Origin of the sequence: Nocardioides ferulae (assembly GCF_003660455.1) — a bacterium.
Classification (GTDB): Bacteria; Actinomycetota; Actinomycetes; order Propionibacteriales; family Nocardioidaceae; genus Nocardioides; species Nocardioides ferulae.
This window is the reverse complement of sequence record NZ_QZVR01000015.1, coordinates 90763-112373: the sequence shown is the minus strand read 5'-3', so window position 1 is coordinate 112373 and position 21611 is coordinate 90763. Positions and strand designations below refer to the sequence as shown.

Annotated in this window: 16 protein-coding genes; 5 read left to right on the top strand and 11 right to left on the bottom strand. The window is 72.9% G+C overall.

The annotated features are described in order from the left end of the window. Positions 1-31 precede the first annotated feature (31 nt). On the bottom strand, positions 32-688 hold the full coding sequence (locus tag D6B71_RS15960; protein ID WP_121256855.1) for an MBL fold metallo-hydrolase: 657 nt from the start codon (positions 686-688) through the stop codon (positions 32-34). Then, complete coding sequence (locus tag D6B71_RS15955; RefSeq protein WP_121256852.1) at positions 688-1800, bottom strand: S-(hydroxymethyl)mycothiol dehydrogenase; 1113 nt, start codon at positions 1798-1800, stop codon at positions 688-690. The genes D6B71_RS15960 and D6B71_RS15955 overlap by 1 nt, the downstream gene beginning before the upstream one ends. A gap of 202 nt (positions 1801-2002) precedes the next feature. Between D6B71_RS15955 and D6B71_RS15950 the strand changes: the two genes are divergently transcribed. From D6B71_RS15950 to D6B71_RS15940, 3 genes are all read left to right on the top strand, one after another. Further along, a complete protein-coding gene (locus D6B71_RS15950) occupies positions 2003-4141 on the top strand; it encodes an MMPL family transporter (protein ID WP_121256850.1) in 2139 nt (712 codons plus the stop codon). A 120-nt stretch (positions 4142-4261) separates the two neighbouring features. Continuing rightward, the gene (locus tag D6B71_RS15945; RefSeq protein ID WP_121256847.1) at positions 4262-4816 is read left to right on the top strand and encodes a SigE family RNA polymerase sigma factor; all 555 of its coding nucleotides are present in this window, start codon (positions 4262-4264) and stop codon (positions 4814-4816) included. Next, positions 4813-6033, top strand: coding sequence for a hypothetical protein (locus D6B71_RS15940; RefSeq protein ID WP_121256844.1), 1221 nt, complete (start codon positions 4813-4815; stop codon positions 6031-6033). Before D6B71_RS15945 ends, D6B71_RS15940 begins: the two co-directional genes overlap by 4 nt. Positions 6034-6058: 25 nt before the next feature. Here the strand turns inward: D6B71_RS15940 and tsaD are convergent, their stop codons facing one another. From tsaD to glmS, 9 genes are all read right to left on the bottom strand, one after another. After that, positions 6059-7114, bottom strand: a complete 1056-nt coding sequence (gene tsaD, locus D6B71_RS15935; RefSeq protein WP_121256842.1) for a tRNA (adenosine(37)-N6)-threonylcarbamoyltransferase complex transferase subunit TsaD — start codon at positions 7112-7114, stop codon at positions 6059-6061. Further along, complete coding sequence (rimI, locus tag D6B71_RS15930) at positions 7111-7608, bottom strand: ribosomal protein S18-alanine N-acetyltransferase (RefSeq protein WP_240641459.1); 498 nt, start codon at positions 7606-7608, stop codon at positions 7111-7113. Before rimI ends, tsaD begins: the two co-directional genes overlap by 4 nt. Continuing rightward, positions 7605-8267: a tRNA (adenosine(37)-N6)-threonylcarbamoyltransferase complex dimerization subunit type 1 TsaB gene (tsaB, locus tag D6B71_RS15925; RefSeq protein WP_121256839.1), complete on the bottom strand. Its 663-nt coding sequence runs from the start codon at positions 8265-8267 to the stop codon at positions 7605-7607. The genes rimI and tsaB overlap by 4 nt, the downstream gene beginning before the upstream one ends. Positions 8268-8299: 32 nt before the next feature. After that, the gene (gene tsaE, locus D6B71_RS22875; RefSeq protein ID WP_164519698.1) at positions 8300-9736 is read right to left on the bottom strand and encodes a tRNA (adenosine(37)-N6)-threonylcarbamoyltransferase complex ATPase subunit type 1 TsaE; all 1437 of its coding nucleotides are present in this window, start codon (positions 9734-9736) and stop codon (positions 8300-8302) included. Beyond that, entirely contained in the window at positions 9733-10776 is a 1044-nt protein-coding gene (locus tag D6B71_RS15915; RefSeq protein ID WP_121256837.1) for an alpha/beta fold hydrolase, read from the bottom strand. The genes tsaE and D6B71_RS15915 overlap by 4 nt, the downstream gene beginning before the upstream one ends. 16 nt (positions 10777-10792) lie before the next feature. Beyond that, on the bottom strand, positions 10793-11977 hold the full coding sequence (gene alr / locus D6B71_RS15910; RefSeq protein ID WP_121256834.1) for an alanine racemase: 1185 nt from the start codon (positions 11975-11977) through the stop codon (positions 10793-10795). A 72-nt stretch (positions 11978-12049) separates the two neighbouring features. After that, positions 12050-13477 carry an NAD(P)H-hydrate dehydratase gene (locus D6B71_RS15905; RefSeq protein ID WP_121256832.1) on the bottom strand — a complete coding sequence of 476 codons (1428 nt, stop codon included), beginning with the start codon at positions 13475-13477 and terminating at the stop codon, positions 12050-12052. Positions 13478-13523: 46 nt separating this feature from the next. Beyond that, positions 13524-13877 (bottom strand): holo-ACP synthase, encoded by a 354-nt coding sequence (locus D6B71_RS15900; protein WP_121256829.1) that lies wholly within the window; start codon positions 13875-13877, stop codon positions 13524-13526. 58 nt (positions 13878-13935) lie between these two features. Further along, the gene (glmS, locus tag D6B71_RS15895; protein ID WP_121256827.1) at positions 13936-15780 is read right to left on the bottom strand and encodes a glutamine--fructose-6-phosphate transaminase (isomerizing); all 1845 of its coding nucleotides are present in this window, start codon (positions 15778-15780) and stop codon (positions 13936-13938) included. Positions 15781-15844: 64 nt separating this feature from the next. Here glmS and coaA point away from each other — a divergent pair, with 64 nt between their 5' ends. Both coaA and D6B71_RS15885 read left to right on the top strand, forming a co-directional pair. After that, positions 15845-16858 carry a type I pantothenate kinase gene (coaA, locus tag D6B71_RS15890; RefSeq protein WP_121256825.1) on the top strand — a complete coding sequence of 338 codons (1014 nt, stop codon included), beginning with the start codon at positions 15845-15847 and terminating at the stop codon, positions 16856-16858. A 1473-nt stretch (positions 16859-18331) separates the two neighbouring features. Continuing rightward, positions 18332-21580 carry a fibronectin type III domain-containing protein gene (locus D6B71_RS15885; RefSeq protein WP_126688293.1) on the top strand — a complete coding sequence of 1083 codons (3249 nt, stop codon included), beginning with the start codon at positions 18332-18334 and terminating at the stop codon, positions 21578-21580. The last annotated feature ends 31 nt before the right edge of the window (positions 21581-21611 follow it).

The window sequence follows — 21611 nt, the reverse complement described above, 5'->3', positions numbered from 1 at the left end:
CCGGCGGGCCGGACGGCGTCAGGCGTCCGGGTCAGGCGTCGCCGAGGCCGGCGCGCTCGGCCCCGATGGTGGTGTCGGGGCCGTGACCGGTGTGGACGACGGTCTCGTCGGGCAGCGCGAACAGCCGGGCCCGGATGGAGGCCTTGATCTGGTCCTCGTCGGAGAACGACCGGCCGGTCGCCCCGGGGCCGCCCTGGAAGAGCGTGTCGCCGGTGAACACGCAGCCCAGGTCGGGTGCGTGGAAGCAGACCGCGCCGGGCGCGTGACCGGGGGTGTGCAGGGCGCGCAGGGTGGTGCCGCCGACGGCGATCTCGAAGCCGTCGGCCAGGTCGACGTCCCACAGGCGTCCGTCGGTGGCGTCGGGGCCACCGTGGGTGAGCTCCCACAGCGGCCGGTCGTCGGGGTGCAGCAGGACGGGTGCCCCCGAGCCGCCGTTGGCGCGCTCGCGGAGCGCCGGCGCGACGCGGCAGTGGTCGTCGTGTGCGTGGGTGAGCAGGATCGCCTTGATCGTGCGCTCCCCCACCACCGCGAGGATGTCGTCGACGGAGTGGGGTGCGTCGATCACCACGCACTCGGTGTCGTCGCCGACCACCCAGACGTTGTTGTCGACATCGAAGGTCTGACCGTCCAGGCTGAAGGTGCCGGAGGTGACGGTGTGGTCGACGCGGGCGCCGGTGGAGCCGGCCATCAGAGCACCACCACCGAGCGCAGCACCTCACCGTGGTGCATCTTCTCGAACGCGGCCTCGACGTCGCCGATGCCGATCTCCTCGCTGACGAACCCGTCGAGGTCGAGCCGGCCCTGGCGGTAGAGGTCGACCAGCATCGGGAAGTCCCGCGAGGGCAGGCAGTCGCCGTACCAGCTGGACTTCAGCGCCCCGCCGCGGCCGAAGACGTCGATCAGCGGCAGGTCGGGCACCTTCATCTCCGGGGTGGGGACGCCGACGAGCACCACGGTGCCGGCGAGGTCGCGGGCGTAGAACGCCTGCTTCCAGGTCTCGGGGCGGCCGACCGCCTCGATCACGACGTCGGCCCCCTCGGCCCCCTCATAGGTGGCGGCGCAGATGCGCTTGATCTCCTCGACCGGGTCGCTCTGGGAGGAGTCGACGGTGTGGGTCGCCCCCATCTCGACGGCCTTGGCGAGCTTCTTCGCGTCGATGTCGACGGCGATGACCGGACTGGCTCCGGCCAGCGCGGAGCCGGCGACGGCGGCCACCCCCACCCCTCCGCAACCGATCACGGCGACGCTCTTGCCCCGGGTCACCGCGCCGGTGTTGATCGCCGCGCCGATGCCGGCCATCACGCCGCAGCCGAGCAGCCCGACCGCGGCCGGGCGCGCCTCGGCGTCGACCTTGGTGCACTGGCCGGCCGCGACCAGCGTCTTCTCGGCGAACGCGCCGATGCCCAGGGCCGGGGACAGCTCGGCGCCGGCGTCGGGACCGTCGGCCAGCGTCATCTTCTGGGTGGCGTTGTGGGTGGCGAAGCAGTAGTGCAGGTCGCCGCGCTTGCAGGCGCGGCACTCCCCGCAGACCGCGCGCCAGTTGAGCACCACGAAGTCGCCGGGCGCGACCCCGGTGACGTCGGGCCCGACGGCCTCGACGACGCCGGCGGCCTCGTGGCCGAGCAGGAACGGGAAGTCGTCGTTGATGCCGCCCTCGCGATAGTGCAGGTCGGTGTGGCAGACCCCGCAGGTCGAGATCTTCACGACCGCCTCGCCCGGGCCGGGGTCGGGGACGTTGATCGTGACCACCTCGACGGGGGCGCCCTTGGTCCGGGCGACGACGGCCTTCACCTGCTGCATGCGTGCTCCTCTGGATGCGTCGGGGCCGACCGGGCTCGCGACCGGCGGCGGCACTGCCACCCTACGGATGCGGCCGCGGGGCCGCCCGGCTCCGTCCCGGACGTCTCGTCCCGGGGTGGGTGCATCCGATCCGCAGGTCGGTCCAGAGGGCCGCCGAAAGTCGGTGTCCCCCAGGGGGTGCCGCCCGCTAGCGTTCCGTCACGTGTTCGGAGCCCTCGGTCGCCTGGTGTCCCGTCGTCCCTGGTTCGTGATCGCCGCGTGGGTGGTGCTCGCCGGAGTGGTCGTCTCGATGGCCCCCCAGCTGCAGACCACCACCGAGGAGTCGGAGTTCCTGCCCGACCACTACGAGTCGGTCCAGGCCATGGAGCTGCAGTCCGAGAAGTTCCCGGGCGCCACGACCCCCGCCGCCATCTTGGTCTTCGAGCGCGAGGACGGCGAGCCGCTCGCCGAGGAGGACCAGGCCACGGTCGCGCGAGTGGCCGAGGAGCTGGGGCCCAGGCTCGGCGAGGAGACGTTCGTCCAGCAGGTCGTCACGGTCAGCCCCGAGGGCCGGCCCAACGTCTCCGAGGACGGCCTGGTGCAGATCGGCATCATCGGTCTCGCCGAGGGGGCGACCGGCTTCGACCCGCAGGCGTTCGAGGACGCCGAGCAGCTGCGCGAGGACCTCGAGCCGCTGCTCGACGACACCGGCCTCGAGGTCGCCACCACCGGGTCGGTGCCGCAGGGGCTCGACTCCCAGGAGTCCAGCGAGCAGACGCTCGCGATCGTGGCCGTCGCCACCGTGGTGCTGATCGTGCTGCTGCTCGCGATCATCTTCCGCAGCGTGATCATCTGCCTGCTGCCGATCGTCGTGGTCACCTTGGTCTCGATGGTCGCCACCGGCCTGATCGCCTGGGCCAACGAGGCGTTCGACCTCAAGGCCGACTCCTCGATCGAGACGATCCTCGTCGTCGTCCTCTACGGCATCGGCACCGACTACATCCTGTTCTTCCTGTTCCGCTACCGCGAGCGGCTGCGGCAGGGCGAGGAGACCCGGGCCTCGGTGGTGCACGCGCTCGAACGCGCCGGCGAGGCGATCGCCTCGGCCGGCGGCGCGGTGATCGTCGCGTTCCTGGCCCTGCTGCTCAGCTCGCTGAGCATCTTCCGGGCGATCGGGCCGGCGCTGGCGATCGCCGTGGGCGTCACGCTGCTGGCCGCCCTGACCCTGGTGCCGGCCCTCGCCACCGTGCTCGGTCGGGCCATGTTCTGGCCCGCCCGCAAGTGGCGGGCCGAGCCCGAGGCCGCCCGCTTCGGCTCGGTCGGCGAGTCGCTGGGCCGGCGTCCGGCCGTCTTCGCCGCGGTGTCCGGGCTGGTGATGGCCGCCCTGGCCACGTTCGCGCTCGGGTTCAACCCGTCGTTCGACTTCACCTCCAGCCTGCCCGACGACGTCGAGTCGACCACGGCGCTGGAGACCTTCCAGGACCACTTCGCCGCCGGTGCGAGCGAGCCCGTGCCGGTGCTGCTGACCTCCGACGACCCGCTCGACCCGGCGGCGCTCGAGCAGTTCGGCGCCGCGCTCGCCGAGGCCGAGGGGGTGGACCAGGTCTACCCCGGCCAGCCGTCGCAGGACGGCACGGCCGCACAGTTCAGCCTGATCCTCGACAGCGACCCCGCCTCCGACGAGGCCCTGCGCGACGTGAAGGGTCCGATCCGCGACGCGGCGCACGACGCCGCCCCCGACGGCACCGAGGCGCTGGTGGGCGGCACCCCGTCGGTCTTCGCCGACCTGCAGGACGCCATGGCCCGCGACTACTCGATCGTGTTCCCGGTCGCGGCGGTGATCATCATGCTGATCCTGGCCCTGCTGCTGCGCAGCCTGGTCGCGCCGTGGTACCTCATGGCGGCGGTCGGCCTCGGGTTCGCCGCCACGCTGGGCGCGACCGTGATCGTGTTCCAGCACCTGATGGGCGAGGCCGGCCTGATCTTCATGCTGCCGATCTACATCTATCTGTTCGTGACCGCCCTCGGCACCGACTACAACATCTTGATGATCGCCCGGTTGCGGGAGGAGGCCCGCGACGGCAAGAACCCGCGCGACGCCGCCGCCCAGGCGGTCAAGCACGCCGGCCCCACGATCGTGGCCGCCGGGGTCATCCTGGCCGGCACGTTCGCCTCGCTGATGCTGGGCGGCAACACCCTGCTGCTGTCGATGGGCTTCGCGCTCTCCTGCGGCATCGCGATCGTCGCGTTCGTGATGTCGATCTTCTTCACCCCCGCCCTCACCGCGCTCATCGGCCACGCGGCCTGGTGGCCCGGCCACGGCGACGAGGAGAAGCCGCACGAGCTCAGCCGGGTCGACTGATCACGATCCACCCACTCCGAGCGGTCCGGATGTCCTGGTCCGGTCGGTCGGGGCGCTGCAACCTTCGCTCCCCCGTTCGCGTCCTGCAGGTGTCAGCAACCACGGCACCCAGGGGACTCCATGCAGGCCACCACGAGGGCGAAGCCCGGTGACGGCGCCGTGAGCGCCCGTGACCGGCGGGACGCCGACTTCACCGACTACCTGCAGGCCCGCCAGCCCGCGCTGCTGCGCACGGCGTACCTGCTCACCGGCGACCGGCACGAGGCCGAGGACCTGCTGCAGACCTCGCTGGCCAAGCTCTACCTGAGCTGGGACAAGGTCCGCGACCGCGGCGCGCTCGACGGCTACGCCCGGCGGATCCTGGTCAACGAGCACAACTCGCTGTGGCGGCGGGCCTGGAAGCGCAAGGAGCACGCCACCGACGAGGTGCCGGAGCCGCAGCCGGTGCTCGACGCCTACGACGAGGGCGAGAGCGGCGCACTCTGGGCGCTGGTGCAGACCCTGCCCCGCAAGGCGCGCGCCGTGGTGGTGCTGCGCTACTACGAACAGCTCACCGAGGCCGAGACCGCCGACCTGCTCGGCGTCAGCGTCGGCACCGTGAAGTCACAGACCAGCCGGGCCCTGGCCGCACTGCGGTCGCGGGTGCCCGCCGAGCTCCGGGAGGAGGAGCGATGAACGACCACGACACCCTGGAGCAGCGCCTGGAGCGCACCCTCGCCACGAGGGCCGACCGGCTGCACGACGCCCCGTTCGGGCTGGCCGAGGTGCGCGGCAGGGCGCACACGATCCGGCGCCGGCGGCGGATGACGACCGCGGTGGTCGCCGCCGCCGCGGTGGCCGCGATCGCGGTGCCGGTGGGGCTCACCGCCGGTGGTGACGCCTCCCGCACTGAGCCACTGCCGCCCGCGGTGCCCCCGGCCGTGGGCACGGTCGGGTTGACCATCGACGTGGCGGCGGGCGAACCGCCCGCGGCGCCCTACCTCCGCGTCGACGACGAGGTCCTCATCGACGGCGACCGAGAGCTGCCGCTCGACACGCCGTTCTCGCAGGTGGTGCCTTGGGACGACGGCTACCTCGCGCTCGGCCCGGGCGAGCCGCTCGGCGACGACTGGAGCGTCCACGCCTTCCGGCTCGACGCCGACTTCCGCATCGTCGACGACCTCGGACCGGCCGGTCCGGTCGTGGTCGGCTCCCCCGACGGCTCCCGGGTGGCCTGGGTCGAGCTGACCGAGGCCACCATCGGCCGCGAGGCGACCGTGGCGGTCTCCACCGACGGCGCCGACCCGGTGCGCACGCCGGTCGGGCTCGCGTTCAGCGGGATCCCCGCCGGGATGCTGCCCGACGCCGTGGTCTACGAGGGTGATGAGGGCGATGGCCCACGGCACCGGCTGGTGCCGTTCGACGGGAGCGACCCCGTCGAGCTCCCCGGACTGCTCAAGGTCTGGGACGCCTCACCGGCCAGCGGCCTGCTCGCCGTCCAGACCGACTACCTCGACCTGCGCAGCCAGCAGTGCTCGGGCGTCATCGAGGCCGACGCGGCCGAGCCGCTGTGGTCGCGCTGCGACCTGCGGCTGGAGGACCTCAGCCCCGACGGCTCCCTGGTGATCGGCTATGCGGGCGATGCGGTGCCGACCCACGACAACCTGTCGATCCTCGACGCCCGCACGGGCGACCCGGTGGTCACCTTCGACGGCACCCGCGGCGGCCCTGTGGCCCAGCTGGTCGAGGCGGCCTGGGAGGACGACGACCACGTGCTGGCCGTGGTGCAGGAGGACACCACCCAGGTGATCCTGCGCCTCGGCGTCGACGGCAGCGCCGAACGGGTGAGCCCGCCCGACCGGGTCGAGGGGCTGGAGACCGAGTTCTTCCTGCTGCACCGGCCGTTCGAGTGAGCCGCACCGAGGTGCTGGCCGGCGCTCAGCCGGCCAGCACCTCGGTGACCGGCATGCTCGAGTCGGCCGGCAGGTCGAGACTGGACGCGGTGCGCCCGCGGGCGACCATCTCGGCGCCCAGCGCCGCGACCATCGCGCCGTTGTCGGTGCACAGCCCCGGCCGCGGCACCCGTACCCGGATGCCGAGCCCGGCGGCCCGCTCCTCGGCCATCGCCCGCAGCCGCGAGTTCGCGGCCACGCCGCCGCCGATGAGGAGGTCCTCGATGCCCTCGCTGCGCGCGGCGTCCAGCGCCTTGCGGACCAGCACGTCGCAGACCGCCTCCTGGAAGCTGGCGGCCACGTCGGCCACCGGCACGGGCTCACCGGACCGCTCACGGGCCTCGACCCAGCGGGCCACCGCGGTCTTCAGGCCGGAGAACGAGAAGTCGAAGCGGTGCCGCTCCAGGTCGCGGCGCGAAGTCAGCCCACGCGGGAAGTCGACGTAGACGCTGCTGCCCTCGCGGGCCACCCGGTCGATGTGCGGCCCGCCCGGGAACGGCAGGCCCAGCAGCCTGGCCACCTTGTCGAAGGCCTCGCCCGCGGCGTCGTCGATGGTCGAGCCCATCGGCTGCACTCCGGTGGTGACGTCGGTGACCCGCAGCAGGCTGGAGTGGCCGCCGCTGACCAGCATCGCCAGACACGGCTCGGGCAGCGGCCCGTGCTCGAGCTGGTCGACCGCGACATGCGCGGCGAGGTGGTTCACGCCGTAGATCGGCTTACCGAGCGCCAGCGCCAGCGCCTTCGCGGCCGCCACCCCCACCAGCAGCGCACCGGCCAACCCGGGCCCGCTGGTCACCGCGATCGCGTCGACGTCGTGCAGCCGGACACCGGCGGTCTCGCAGGCCCGTTCGACCGTCGGCACCATCGCCTCCAGGTGCGCGCGGCTGGCCACCTCGGGGACGACGCCGCCGAACCGGGCGTGCTCGTCGACGCTGCTCGCCACCGCGTCGGCCAGCAGCGTCCGGCCGCGGACGATGCCGACACCGGTCTCGTCGCAGGAGGTCTCGATGCCCAGGACCAGGGGGCCGTCGGGTTCACTCACGGGGCCATTGTGGCGGGCGGCCGGTCGCAGCCGGGACCCAGGGAGAGGCACAGCACGACGGCGGTGGTGCCGTCGGCGTAGTAGCGCGGTCGCCGGTCGACCTCGACGAACCCCGCGGCGGCGTAGAACGACTTCGCGGCCGCGTTGTTCTCGCGGACCTCCAGCAGCAGCCGGTCGGCGCCGCCGGCCCGGGCCAGCGTCACCACCTCGGCGAGCAGGGCCGAGGCCACGCCATGCCGACGGTACGCCGACGCGACGGCGATGCGCTGCAGCTCCGAGAGGTCGACGACGACGCTCACCACGGCGTGGCCGACGACGCTGCCCCCGACCTCCGCCACCAGGTAGTGCACGGTCGGCACGTCGCCGGCGAGACCGGCGGCCACCAGCCCCTCGGACCAGGCGTCGGCACCCAGGTTCTCCGCCTCCGAGGCGGCCACCGCGGCGACGTCGTCGGGCCCCGCCGCGCGGACCAGCACGGCGCCGGCCGGGGTCACGAGACCCGCTTGGGGGTGCCCGGCATGGTCGCGTCGGGCCGGCGCAGATACATCGGCTCGGGGTCGTGCAGCTCGGCCCGCTCGCCCGCCACCGCGCGGGCCAGCCAGCCGGCGCTCGGCCGGGACGGGCCGACCGCGTGCGGGAACGAGTCGGGGTAGAGCAGCGCACCCTCCCCCACGACGGGGCCGTCGGTGGCCAGCTGCGCCGGCCGGTCGACCACCGGCCCGGACAGCCGCGCGCCCGTCCCGTCGTACCGCGCGAGGTAGACCTCCTTGCGGCGGGCGTCGGTCGCCACCGCGAACTCCGTGCCCTCGTCGGGGGCCCCCAGCGCGCCGGTGTCGACCGCCTCCACCGCGAGCACGTCGAGCGAGCACACGCCGTAGACGGGGATCTCGAGCACGTGCGCCAGGGTGCGCGCGGTCACCAGCCCGACCCGGAGCCCGGTGAACGGCCCCGGCCCGACACCCACGGCGAGAGCGGTGAGGTCCTGGCGCACCAGCCCGCACCGCTCCAGCGCCTCCGCGATCAGCGGGGCGAGCTGCTCGCCGTGCTTCATCGCCCGCTCGGAGGTCAGCTCGACCAGCACCCGCTCGGGGTCGTCGCGGTCGGTGATGGCGACGCTGACCTGCGGGGTGGCGGTGTCGAAGGCGAGCAGCACGGGACGAGGCTAACCGCGGCCCCGCAACCGGTTCAGGCCGGCTCCACCGCCTGCTCCACGACCGGGTGGTCGTGGCCGATCCGGGCCAGGTGGGCGTCGATCTCCGAGAGCCCGGGCAGGGCGGAGTCGAGGTCCCACCAGGTGAGCTGGCGGCCGTGGTCGTCGGCCCATGGGTCCGGCAGCCGCTCCAGGCGGGTGCGGAAGAGCGCGAGGTGCTCGATGCGACGCTCGTGACCCAGCTGCACGGTGGCCGCGCCGACGAACTCCACGCCGTCGCCCGGGTCGACCTCGAGGCCGGTCTCCTCGCGCAGGCAGCGCACCGCGGTCTCCCGTGGCGTCTCCTCGTCGGGGACGCTGCCGCCGGACAGCTCCCACTCGCCGCTCCAGGTGTTGCGCACCAGCAGGGTGCGCCCGGCGTGCTCGACCACCATCAGCGAGAGCACCAGCGGAATCGACGGGTCGAGGTCGCCGAGCTCGTGCTCCTCGCACCGGCGGAAGTCGAGCAGCAGGTTCTCGTTGCGCTTGGCCGCCAACGGCGCCCGATGGCTCGGCGGAGGGTCGAGCCGGTTCCAGCGTGGGCCGATCGGCGTCATCAGCACCCGCCGAGGATCGAGCTCGGGGTCGAGCGCCGCCTCGTCGTCGGCCAGCGCCCGGATGATGCGCACCTCCAACCGGGAGTCGTTGAGCCCCTCGGCGACCCCCTCGCCCCACTCGACCACGGTCACCGCGTCGTCGAGCGAGGCGTCCAGGTCGAGGTCGTCGAGCTCGTCGATGCCGCCGAGCCGGTAGGCGTCGACGTGCACCAACACCGGCCCCTCCACCAACGACGGGTGCTCGCGGGCGATCACGAACGTCGGCGAGGTCACGTCGCCACGCACCCGCAGCCCGGCCCCCAGCCCCTGGGTGAAGGTGGTCTTGCCGGCACCCAGCTCGCCGCTGAGCACGATCAGGTCGCCCGGCGCCAGCTGGTCGGCCAGCGAGGAGCCCAGCTCGCGCATCGCGTCGGCGTCCGGCACGTCGAACAGGAACGTGCGCAGCGGACGGCGCAGCTCGACGTTGGGGCTGGCCCGCCGGATCTCCCGGAACCCCTGCCGCTCCCAGAAGCGGATCGTGCGCGGCAGCTCCTCGCGGGCCACCACGGTGAGGTCGTCGAAGCCGTGCGAGGCGTAGACGGCCGCGTCGATCAACGCCCGCGCGATGCCGTGCCCCTGGGCGCTGGGCCGCACCCCGAACCGGCGCAGGTACATCGTGTCGCCGACCGGGTCGAGCACCAGCGCGCCGACGTCCTGGCCCTCGTGGGTCGCGATCAGCCCGCCGCCCGCGGCCATCATCGCCGCCAGCTGCTCCTCGGTCTCGGTGAGCGCGGCGGCCGGCGGGTCCAGCGGCGGCCGGGCCGCGAACGCCTCGAGCACCACCGCCCGCACCTCGGCGGCGGCCTCCGCGCCCACCCGGCGTACGTCGACGCTCACCGCACCCGCCCCTCCGCCTCGGCCAGCAGCTTCTCGAGCTCGGCGTTGACCTGCGCGTGGCGCTCGAGGATCACCATGTGGCCAGCCCGCTCGTACTCGACGAGGCGGGAGCCGGGGATCTGCGCGTGCAGCTTGCGGCTGTGGCCGATCGAGGTCAGCCGGTCGCGGTCGCCGCAGACGATCAGGGTGGGCACCTGCCCGATCACCTGCACCGCGTGGAACTTGTCGAGCGACCCGAACGCCGGGAAGAACTCGGCCACCACCTCGAACGGCGTGGCCGACAGCATCTCGTCGACGAACTCGACGTAGGGGCCCGGCACGTCGTCGCCGAACGCGAACAGGTCGGTGGTCACCATCGCCACCGACTTGCCCGCGCGGCGCACCGCGTCGACGGTGGCGTGGCGGCGGGCCAGCGTCGCGATGGTGCGCTGCGCCACCGGCAGGCCGAGCTTGGCCGGCAGTACCGGCATCAGCAGCCGGCCCACGTCGAGCCCCCCGGCGGTCGTCGAGATCAGGCCGACGCCCACCACCCGGTCGCCGAAGAAGTCGGGGTACTGCTCGGCGAACGCCACGATGGTCATGCCGCCCATCGAGTGGCCGACCAGCACCACCGGTCCCTCGGGCACCACCTCGTCGAGCACCCGCCGCAGGTCGTGGCCGAGCTGGTCGATCGTGGCGTTCTCGAGGCTCGATCGGCCGGACCGGCCGTGTGAGCGCTGGTCGTAGAAGACCGAGCGGACCCGGCCGCGCAGCGCCGCCCGCTGGAAGTGCCAGCAGTCGAGGTTGAGCGAGTAGCCGTGGCAGAACACCACGGTCACCGGGCTCCGCGCCGACTCCGGCTCGTCGACCTCGACGTGCAGCGGCACGCCGTCGTCGGCCACCACCGTCAGCGGAGCCGAGCGCAGCTCGCCGAGCGGGATCGGCTCCCCCGGCCGCTGCGAGATCCTGTGGCGCTGGCGGACCACGCCGTACGCCGCTCCGGCGACCGCCACACCGGCGGCACCGGCCACGGTCCCGATGATCCGTCCGCGCATGCTCATGGTTGGCTCCTGCTCCTCAGGCGGACCCGGCCGACTCGGCGGGCTCGGCGCCCAGGTAGCGCCTGGGCATCCGGCCCCCGATCCGGGTCACGATCTCGTAGCTGATGGTTCCGCTGGCCTCGGCCCAGTGCTGGGCCGTGGGCTCGCCGTCGCGACCCGGCCCGAACAGCACCACCTCGTCGCCGCGGCCGGGTCGCTGCGGCCCGTCGAGCAGCCCGACGTCGGGGCGCAGCTCGACCATGAACTGGTCCATGCAGATGCGGCCGCGGATCGGGCTGCGGTGACCGGCGACGCCGACCTCGGCGGAGCGCACGCCGGGCCCGCTGGCGTGCCGCGGCACCCCGTCGCCGTAGCCGACCGGCACCAGGCCGAGCGTGGTGGCCCGGTCGGCGACCCAGGTGTGGCCGTAGGAGACGCCGTCGCCGGCGGCGACGTCCTTGACCATCGCCAGCTCGGCCCGCACGGTCATCGCGGGGACCAGGTCCAGCGGCGCGGGGTGGCCGGGAGCGGGGTCGAGCCCGTAGGAGGCGAGCCCGAAGCGCACCAGGTCGAACCGGGCCGACGGGCGCAGCAGCCCGGCGGCGGAGTTGGCCAGGTGGCGTACCTCGGGGCGCAGCCCGGCGGCCTCGGCGACCGCCAGGGCGTCGCGGAAGACCGCCTCCTGCGCGGCGTTGGCCGGGTGCGCCGGCTCGTCGGAGCAGGCGAAGTGCGACCAGATGCCGGTCACCCGCCAGCGGCCCGCGCGCTCGCCGTCCCGGGCGGCGGCGACCAGCTCGGGCCAGTGGGCGATCGGGGCGCCGCCGCGGGACAGCCCGGTGTCGACCTTCAGCTGCACCCGGGCCGGCCGACCGGCCCGAGCGACGTCGGCCGCGATCTCGGCCAGCTCGTCGGTGGAGTACGCCGTGACGTCGATGCCGGCGGCGATCGCCGGGGCGTGGTCCTCGCCGGGGACGGCCAGCCAGGCGAGCACCGGACCGCTGTCGCCGGCGGCGCGCAGGGCCAGCGCCTCGTCGAGCGTGGCCACCCCGAGCCAGTCCGAGCCGGCCGCCCTGGCCGCCCGGGTGACCTCGAGCATGCCGTGGCCGTAGCCGTCGGCCTTCACGACGGTCATCGTGGGCACCCCGACCAGGTCGCGCAGCCCGGCGACGTTGTGCCGGATCGCGTCGAGGTCGACGACGATCTCGGCGCGGGGGTGGCTCATGGCCGTCCATTCTTCCAGCCCGCGCCACGGGCGGTGCGGGTGACCCGCGGTGCGGACGCCCGCGCGGGCGGGTCAGCCGGGGAGGCCGCGCACCGCAGCGGGGATCGCCCGCGCCACGTCGCCCGCCACCAGTGGGCCCCCGTCGGAGGCCAGCGTCGCGGCGGCACCGTGCAGCCAGGACCCCACCGACGCGGCGTCGAAACAGTCCAGGCCCGCGGCCAGCAGCGCCCCGATCAGGCCGCCGAGCACGTCGCCGGCACCGGCGGTGGCCAGCCACGGCAGACCCGTGGTCGTGGCCCGCACCCGTCCGCCCGGCTCGGCGATCAGGGTGTGGCGGCCCTTGAGCAGCACCACCGACTCGAACCGGTCGGCGGCCTCGCGGACGTGGCGCAGCGGGGCCGCCTCGACCTCGGCGCGGTCGACCCCGCTCATCCGGGCCAGCTCGCCCGCATGCGGGGTGAGCACGGCGGGCGCGGGCAGCGGCCCGCTCACGTGGGCCAGGGCGTCGGCGTCGACGACCACCGGCACCGGACCGGACAGCTCGTCGGCGAACGCCGCCGCCAGCTCCGCACCGGCCCCGTCGCCACCCCCCGAGCCGACCACCCAGGCCTGGACCCGGCCCTCCCCGACGACCTCGGGATGCGCGGCCCGCACCCGCGCGCCCACCTCGCCCGGACCGGCGTACCGGACCATGCCGGCGAGTCCGCTGGCCGCGCCGGCGACGCTGAGCAGCGCGGCGCCGGGGTACTGCGTCGAACCGGCCCGGACGCCGACCACGCCGCGGGTGTACTTGTGCGCGTCGGGCGCCGGCCGGGGCAGCAGCCGGGCGACGTCGTCGGGTTGCAGCGCCTCGACGGGAGCAGGAGGCAGGGCGAGCCCGATGTCGACCAGGTGCACGCTCCCGCAGGCCGCGGCCGCCGGGTCGACCAGGTGGCAGGGCTTGAGGGTGCCGAAGGTCACCGTGAGCGCGGCCCGCACGTGCGGACCGGCCAGCTCGCCGGTGTCGACACCCACCCCGGAGGGGGTGTCGACGGCCACGACCGGCACCCCGGCCACCCGTTCGAGCGCCGCGACCACGTCCGGTCGGAGTCCCGGTGTGCCGCCGATCCCGACGATCCCGTCGACGACGACGTCGTAGGTCCCGGCCCGCCCGGGTCGGGTGCCTGAGGACGCGCCATGGCGCGTCGTGGGGCACACGACCCGACCGCCGGCGGAGCGCAGCGCCGCCAGCCCGGCCTCGTGCACGCGGTCGGACAACAGGTGGGCGTCGACCAACGCACCGCGGCGGGCCAGCACCGCGCCGGCGTGCAACGCGTCTCCCCCGTTGTTGCCGGCGCCGACGAGCAGCAGCACCCGGCGGCCGTAGGCGCCGCGCAACAGGTCGATCACGGCGTACGCCAGGCCGGTCGCGGCCCGCTGCATCAGCGCGCCATCCGGCAGCACCGCCAGCAGCTCCTCCTCAGCGGCCCGCACCTGCGCGACCGTGTGTGCGCTCCTCATGCCGGCCACGCTAGTGCCGCGCTGCTCGGCGTGGCATGGGGAGCGGCTACGACTCCAGGATCACCACGGCCGAGGCGACCCCGGCGTCGTGGGAGAGCGAGAGGTGCACGTGGGCCGCGCCGGCGGCCTCGACGGCGGCCGCGACCGTGCCCCGCAGGAGCAACCGCGGCCGGCCGGACGACTCGTTGACCACCTCGCAGTCGTGCCAGGCCAGACCCTGCGGGGCTCCCAGCGCCTTGGCGAGAGCCTCCTTGGCCGCGAACCGCGCGGCCAGCGACATCAACGGCCGCGCCGCCTCGGCCTCGGTGAACAGCCGCTGCCGCAGCGCGGGGGTGCGTTCGAGGGTCTCCGCGAACCGGTCGATGCCGACCACGTCGATGCCGACGCCGATCACCGCCACCGCGCACCGCCCGTGGGGAGTGCGCGGTCGCCCCCGCGACCCGATCGGGCGGCGACCGTCATTCGACCGTGACGGACTTGGCCAGGTTGCGCGGCTGGTCGACGTCGTGGCCCATCGCGCTGGCCAGCTCGCAGGCGAACAGCTGCAGCGGCACCACCGCGACCAGCGGCTGGAGCAGCACCGGCACCCGCGGCAGCCGCACCAGGTCGTCGGCGTACGGCTCGATGGAGGTGTCGCCCTCCTCGGCCAGGCAGATCGTGCGCGCCCCGCGGGCCCGCACCTCCTGGATGCCGCTGACCATCTTGTCGTGCAACTGGTCGCGGCCCTCGGGCGGCACCACGCACAGCACCGGCATGCCGTCCTCGACCAGCGCGATCGGGCCGTGCTTGAGCTCGCCGGCGGCGAACCCCTCGGCGTGCAGGTAGGCCAGCTCCTTGAGCTTCAGCGCGCCCTCGAGCGCCACCGGATAACCGGCGTGGCGGCCCAGGAACAGCACCGACCGGGTGTCGACGTGCGAGCGGGCCAGCGCGTAGACGGACTCGGCGTCGGCGAGCACCCGCTCGATGTGGGCGGGCATCCCCTCGAGCTGCTCCATGACCTCGGCGATCTCGTCACCGAACCTGGTGCCCTTGACCTGGGCGAGGTAGAGCGCCAGCAGGTAGCAGGCCACCAGTTGGGTGAGGAACCCCTTGGTGGAGGCGACCCCGATCTCGGGGCCGGCGTGGGTGTAGATCACCGCGTCGGACTCACGCGGGATCGTCGAGCCGTTGGTGTTGCAGATCGCCAGCACCTTCGAGCGCTGGCTGCGGGCGTGGCGGATCGCCTGCAGGGTGTCGGCGGTCTCGCCGGACTGGCTGATCGCGACCACGAGCGTGGAGTAGTCGAGGATCGGGTCGCGGTAGCGGAACTCCGAGGCCAGCTCGACCTCGACCGGCACCCGACACCAGTGCTCGATGGCGTACTTGGCGACCATGCCGGCGTAGAAGGAGGTGCCGCAGGCGATGATGATGATCTTGTCGATGTCGCGCAGCTCCTGGTCGGAGAGGCGCATCTCGTCCAGCTGCAGCTGACCGGTGCGGCTGTGCCGGCCGAGGAGCGAGTCGGCCACGGCGCGGGGTTGCTCGAAGATCTCCTTGCGCATGAACCAGTCGTGGCCGTCCTTCTCGGCCGCCGAGAGGTCCCAGTCGACGTGGAAGCGCTTCGCCGCGGCGGGGGTGCCGTCGAATCCGGTCACCTCGACCCCCTCGCGGCTGATCGTCACGACCTGGTCCTGACCGAGCTCGAGCGCCTCGCGGGTGTGCTCGATGAACGCGGCGACGTCGGAGCCGAGGAAGTTCTCGCCCTCCCCGAGCCCCACGACGAGCGGCGAGTTGCGGCGTGCGGCCACCACCCGGTCCGGGTCGTGAGCGTCGACCGCGACCAGGGTGAACGCGCCGTCGAGGCGCTGGCAGACCCGCTGCATGGCGGTGGTGAGGTCGACGCCGGAGGCCACCTGCAGCTCCAGCAGGTGGGCGACGGTCTCGGTGTCGGTCTCGGAGAGCAGCTGGTGACCGTCGGACTCGAGCGCGGCTCGCAGGGCGTGGAAGTTCTCGATGATGCCGTTGTGCACCAGCGCCACCCGCCCGGCGTGCCCGAGGTGCGGGTGGGCGTTGACGTCGTTGGGTGCTCCATGGGTGGCCCAGCGGGTATGACCGACGGCGGTGGTCGACTCGGGCAGCGGGTCGTCGGCGATGGCCTTCTCGAGGTTCGCGAGCTTGCCGGCCCGTTTGCGGGTGACCAGCTCTCCGTCGGCGACGAGCGCGATGCCCGCCGAGTCGTAGCCGCGGTACTCCAGCCGCCGCAGTCCCTCGACGACGACGCCCTGGGCGGGGCGCTGGCCGACGTACCCGACGATTCCGCACATGCGGTGAATCCTATGTCCGGACGCCCTGCGGCCCGTGGACCCGGTGGCTGCAACAATCGACACCATGCCCTCTGTCGGCGCGAGCCACCTCGACGGCCTGCAGCAGAACCACCCGCATCCGGCAGCCGAGGAGGCGGGGCGGGAGGCGTCTCCCTACATCGAGCTGGACCGAGCGGCCTGGGCGTCGCTGGCGCGGGAGACCGAGAGCCCGCTGACCGAGGCCGAGCTGACCCGGCTGCGTGGCCTCGGCGATGCGCTCGACCTCGACGAGGTGCAGGAGGTCTACCTGCCGCTCTCGCGCCTGCTCAGCCTGTACGTCGAGTCGGCCGGCCGGCTGCACCGCAAGCAGGAGGACTTCCTGCACCGCCGCACCCCGCCGCGGACGCCGTTCGTGATCGGCGTCGCCGGGTCGGTCGCTGTCGGCAAGTCGACCACGGCCCGGGTGCTGCAGCAGATGCTCGCCCACTGGCCCGAGCACCCGAACGTCGCGCTGGTCACCACCGACGGCTTCCTCTACCCGAACGCAGAGCTGGAGCGCCGCGGCATCCTGCAGCGCAAGGGGTTCCCGGAGTCCTACGACCGGCGGGCGTTGCTCAAGTTCGTGGTCGACATCAAGTCGGGCAGGGACGAGGTGGAGGCGCCTGTCTACTCCCACCTGGTCTACGACGTGGTGCCCGACGAGAAGATCCTGGTGAAGCGGCCCGACATCGTGATCGTCGAGGGCCTCAACGTGCTCCAGCCGGCGCGGGTGCGCGACGACGGCCGCACCAGTCTGGCGGTCAGCGACTTCTTCGACTTCAGCGTGTACGTCGACGCCGGCCGCGACAAGATCCGCCGTTGGTACGTCGAACGGTTCCTGCGGCTGCGCGAGACCGCGTTCCGCGACCCCGGCTCCTACTTCGCCCGCTACGGCGCGATGTCGCACGACGAGGCGGTCGCCGAGGCCGAGCGCATCTGGGACGGCATCAACGGCCCCAACCTGGTCGAGAACATCCTCCCCACCCGGTCCCGGGCGACGCTGGTGATGCGCAAGGACTGGGACCACTCGGTGCGCTACGTGCGGCTCAGGAAGCTGTGACGGTCACGCCGAGCGGGTGACCGTTGTGCGGTGAAGTGCGTCGCTCGCCGCGGAGTTGTCACCTCGTTCTCCTGCGGAGCACACCCACCCCCTCCTAGGGTGCGCGGGTAGGGCGGTGCCGTGTGGCCCGGCCCGCACTCAGGGGGGAAGTGCATGATTCGTCGCGCCCGCATCGGCCTGTCATCCATCGTGCTGCTGCTCTGCGCACCGCTGCTGGGGGCCGTCTCCGTAGCCCCCGCCGCAGCGGCGCCCGCGGGCACCGCGGTGCCCGCCCAGGAGCTCGCCGGCGACACCGTCTGGACCGCGGACGGGAGCCCCTACGTGCTCACTGGCCCCGTGGTCGTTCCCGAGGCGGTCACCCTCACGATCGAGGCTGGCGTCGAGGTCCAGCTGGGCGCCGGGTACTCCGCCTCGAGCGCGTCGGCCTTCCGGGTAGCCGGTTCTGTGGAGGCGGTCGGCACTGCGGCCACCCCGGTCAGCATCGTCAAGTCAGCGGACGCCAACTGGAACCAGAACGTGTTCGAGACGGTCGCTGCCTCTGCCGAGGTCAGCCTGTCCCAGCTGCGGGTCCGCTCGGCGTCGGGCACGGTGAGTCTCTGGTCTCACGGGCCGAACGAGACCCCGATGGCATTCTCGTCCTTCTCGCTGACCGACTCGCAGCTCGTCTCGACAGCGGTTCGGCTCGACACCTCCGCAGGCGTGGTGAGCATCGAGCGGAACGCCTTCATCGACGGTTCGCTCGGGATCACCGACCCCTCGGAGACCGCGATCTCACTCCAGGACAACCGCTTCCGCCGCTCCGGACTGGACTGCGCCGGAGCCGGCCGGCTGACCGCGACCGGGAACACGTTCGAGCGAGGGACCTACTCGTACTCGACCCCCAGGGTGACCAGCCTGGGCGACTGCCGACTCGACGTCAGTGGCAACTACTGGGAGGTCCCCGACCAGCAGGTGCCCGACAGACTGCAGGGCGCCGGCCGCATCGTGTTCCAGTCGACGGCCGATGCCCCGACCGACCAGACACCGGTGCTGGCCCCGGCCGCACACCTCGGGACCGACTTCACCTTCGACGACTTCGGGCGCGCGGTGCTGACCGTCCGTCCCGGGTCAGATGGTGGCGCCACCGCGACGCTCCGAGCGGTGGCACGGATCCGCGACACGGGGGAGCGCTTCGACGAGGAGATCGAGGCCCACGAGGTGGTCCTGGACTCGGGGCGCGATGGGGGCGAGCCGGTGCAGATCGTCTTCGACAGCCTCGAGCCCGGCACCATGTATCGCATCGAGAGCACCGTGACCAATCACCGAGGTCCCGGCTCCACGGAGCGGACGGAGTCGTTCCTCGCCCCCTCCCGAACACCCGCACCCCCGCCGGACGGCGGCACCACCGTCCGCGGCGTCCTCACAACCGACACCATATGGACCCTCGAGCACAGCCCCTATGAGTTCTCCGGGACGGTCGAGGTGCCCGAAGGCGTGACGCTCACCATCGAACCGGGGGTCACCCTGCGACCGCGGTTGAACGCGTACGGCGGCTCCCTGGTCAACCCGATGTTCCGCATCGCCGGCGCCCTCGACGTCCAGGGGACGCGAGAGGAGCCGGTTGCCATCGACGCAGGCCCAAGTGGCTGGTCGTGGCTGCACATTCTCGACTCGCTGGCGGGCAGCACTACCGGGCAGATCGACCTGGCCGGCATCGTGACCCGGGGCGCTCGTCCGATAGAGCTCTGGTCCACGCTCGAGGGTGCTGACCCAGCAGGCTTCGCCTCGTTCCGATTCGTCGACTCCACTGTCGACGCCACGGTGCGCCTCGACTCCGGCCACGGCTCCATCGAGTTGGCTCGCAACGCCTTTCTCGGCTCCGACGTCACGATCTCGAACCCCACACCCGACACCGTGACTATCAGCGACAACCGCTTCCGTTCCACTCGATTCGCCTGCCAAGACGCCGGTCGACTCGCCCTCGCGGGCAACACGTTCGAACGCACCTCGGTGCTGGTCAGCGAGGACGACTGCGTCATCGACGCTCCCGGCAACGACTGGGAGGGAGGTGAGCCGCAGATGCAGGGCGGGTCCCGCATCGTTGCGACCCCAGTCGCCAACGGTGCGACCCATGCGACCCCGTCGCTGCCTCCGGCCATGCACAGCCAGAGCTATGCGATCGACGCCTACGGACGCGCTGTCCTGACGGTCCACCTGGCATCGGCCGGAGGGCTCGACACGACGGTCACGGCGACCGCGGTGAACCGCGAGACCGACGACGCGGGTGCCGTGGAGTTCACGCAGACCCAGCAGCAGCCATCACGAGGCGGCGGCACGCTCGTCTTCGTCTTCGACGACCTGACCCCTGGGGGTTTGTACCGGCTGACCAGCCGCACGGCCAACGCCGAGGGTGAGGGAGCCAGCCTAGAGACCGAGTCGTTCCTCGCGCCCGAACCTGGTGATGAGGAGCCTCCTCCCGGCGGCGGAACCGCCGTGTCGGGCCAGGTCACGAAGGACACGACTTGGACGCTCGCCAACAGCCCCTACGTCCTCAACGACACGGTCGAGGTGCCGGAGGGCGTCACGCTGACCATCGAGCCCGGGGTGGTGATCCGGCCACGCTACGACGACGCCCGGGGTGGTTACCGAGCGCAGCCGATGTTCAGGGTCGCAGGACGTCTCCTGGTGGCCGGCACCCAGCAGCAGCGGGTCCGGATCACGGGCGCTGACCCCAACTGCTGCTCGGTAGCGCTGTTCGGCAGGCTGGGCACGGCTGAGTCCGCTGAGATCGCCATCAGCGGTCTGGAGCTTGTCGATCGCGGCTTCCAGTGGTGGCACTGGGATACCGAGCCCGGCGACTGGCTGGACCGTTTCGTCCTCACCGACTCCCGTGTCACCCCCTCGATGAGGCTCGACGGCGGGGCAACGGAACTCGAGCTTGCCCGCAACGTCTTCGACCACGCAGAGGTCTCGATTCACAACCCGCGGCCCGATCACCTGGTCGTGACGGACAACCGGGTCCGCGACGGGGCACTCTCCTGCGAGGGCGAGGGACGCCTCGTGGCCGGAGGCAACACCTTCGAACGCTCGACGTACGTCCAGGCAGCCGACGACTGCGTCCTCGAGATCACCGACAACTACTGGGAAGCGCCATCCGTGGAGGTGCCCGACCGTATCTACGGCGGCGCCCGCGTCATCTACCGCCCGGTCTCGACGGCCCCGAGCTCGATGACTCCTGCCGTGGCACCCGACAACCCCTCCGTCTGGCACCGGGTCGGCGATGATGGCGCCGTCACGGCGTTCGTCGCGCCGAGCTCCGACGGTGGCCGCGCCGCCGACCTTGTAATGGAGGTCGAGGATCGCGAGGCGGGGAGCGTCATCGCCACCAGGCGAGTCGCACAGGGCCCCGGCTGGACCACGAGGGAGTTCGCCCTCTCCGATCTCACGCCCGGCACGCTCTACCGGGTCTCGGCACACGCAGTGAACGAGCTGGGCAGCTCTATGGCCAGTCGCAGCGAGTCGTTCCTTGCGCCAGAACCGCCGCCGGGCGGCGAGACGAACCCGCCACCGGACTCCGGCGGTGGCGGCGGCGGCGGCGGCACTCCCCCACCCAGCGGGGGTGGCGGAGGTGGCGGCGGCGGCGGCGCAAGCCCGCCTCCCACCCAGCCTCCGTTGTCTCCCACGGCAGTGCGAGCCGAGCGCGGCGATGGCGCCGTCACGGTGTCCTGGTCCCCGGGCGGGCAGCAGCCGGTGACCGGCTACCGAGTCGTGGCCTCACCCGGAGGGGCCTCGGTCGACGTCGGGGGCTCGACGACGAGTGCAACGGTCCACGGCCTTCAGAACGGTACGAGCTACACCTTCACGGTCACTGCGACGAACTCGGCGGGAAGCAGTGCGCCCTCAGCACCCTCCGCAGCAGTCACGCCGGCCGGACTCCCGACCACCCCCGGTGCGGGAAACCTGGTGCCGGGCGATCGCGAGGTCCGTGTGTCCTGGACCGCTGCTGACGGGAACGGCGCGGAGATCTCGAACTATGTCGTCACGGCGGAACCGGGGAACCGGACCGTGCAGGTGGCCGCGATCGCCAGTTCCGCCACGGTGGGGGGTCTCGAGAACGGGACCTCGTACTCCTTCTCCGTGGCTGCGGTGAACGAGGTGGGCACGGGCACGTCGACGGCGCTGGGTCAGGCCACGCCCCTCGGCGCCCCGGCGGCCCCTGAGGGCGTGGCGGTGAGCCGTCGCGATGGGGCGCTCCTCGTTGCTTGGCGCCCTGGTTCCGAGGCAGCAGCAGCCGTCACGGGCTACCGCATCACCGCCACGCCCGGCGACCACACGCTGGAGGTGAGTTCTGAACGGACCCAGGCCGAGCTGTCTGGGCTGCGGAACGGGACCGCCTACACGGTCTCTGTGACGGCGATCGGTGAGTTCGGCGACAGTGAGCCCGCTTCCGCGACGGAGCCCGTGACGCCAGCAGGCGTGCCGGGGCGCGTGACACGGCCGACGGTCCTCCTCGAGGGCCGGAAGGCAGTGCTGACCTGGACAGCTCCTCGCTCCAACGGTGCCGAGATCGTGGAGTACGTCGTCACGTCGAACAGGGGACACGAGAGGACCGTCGGCTCCGATCGGTTGCAGATCGCGATCCGGGGGCTGCCTGCTGATGTGTCACACCGCTTCCGCGTCGTGGCTGTCAACGAGATGGGTCGGTCCCGTCCCAGCCGTTGGACGGTCCCCGTGCGCCGCTGAGAAGACGACCCGGCCTGTGCCGGCGCGGCAG

What these genes read in the sequence shown, in the direction of transcription:
- D6B71_RS15945 (WP_121256847.1), top strand. Translation starts at nt 4,262, where the DNA reads ATGCAGGCCACCACGAGGGCGAAGCCCGGTGACGGCGCCGTGAGCGCC.
- D6B71_RS15940 (WP_121256844.1), top strand. Translation starts at nt 4,813, where the DNA reads ATGAACGACCACGACACCCTGGAGCAGCGCCTGGAGCGCACCCTCGCC.
- D6B71_RS15960 (WP_121256855.1), bottom strand. Translation starts at nt 688, where the DNA reads ATGGCCGGCTCCACCGGCGCCCGCGTCGACCACACCGTCACCTCCGGC.
- coaA (WP_121256825.1), top strand. Translation starts at nt 15,845, where the DNA reads ATGCCCTCTGTCGGCGCGAGCCACCTCGACGGCCTGCAGCAGAACCAC.
- D6B71_RS15915 (WP_121256837.1), bottom strand. Translation starts at nt 10,776, where the DNA reads ATGAGCATGCGCGGACGGATCATCGGGACCGTGGCCGGTGCCGCCGGT.
- alr (WP_121256834.1), bottom strand. Translation starts at nt 11,977, where the DNA reads ATGAGCCACCCCCGCGCCGAGATCGTCGTCGACCTCGACGCGATCCGG.
- D6B71_RS15955 (WP_121256852.1), bottom strand. Translation starts at nt 1,800, where the DNA reads ATGCAGCAGGTGAAGGCCGTCGTCGCCCGGACCAAGGGCGCCCCCGTC.
- D6B71_RS15905 (WP_121256832.1), bottom strand. Translation starts at nt 13,477, where the DNA reads ATGAGGAGCGCACACACGGTCGCGCAGGTGCGGGCCGCTGAGGAGGAG.
- glmS (WP_121256827.1), bottom strand. Translation starts at nt 15,780, where the DNA reads ATGTGCGGAATCGTCGGGTACGTCGGCCAGCGCCCCGCCCAGGGCGTC.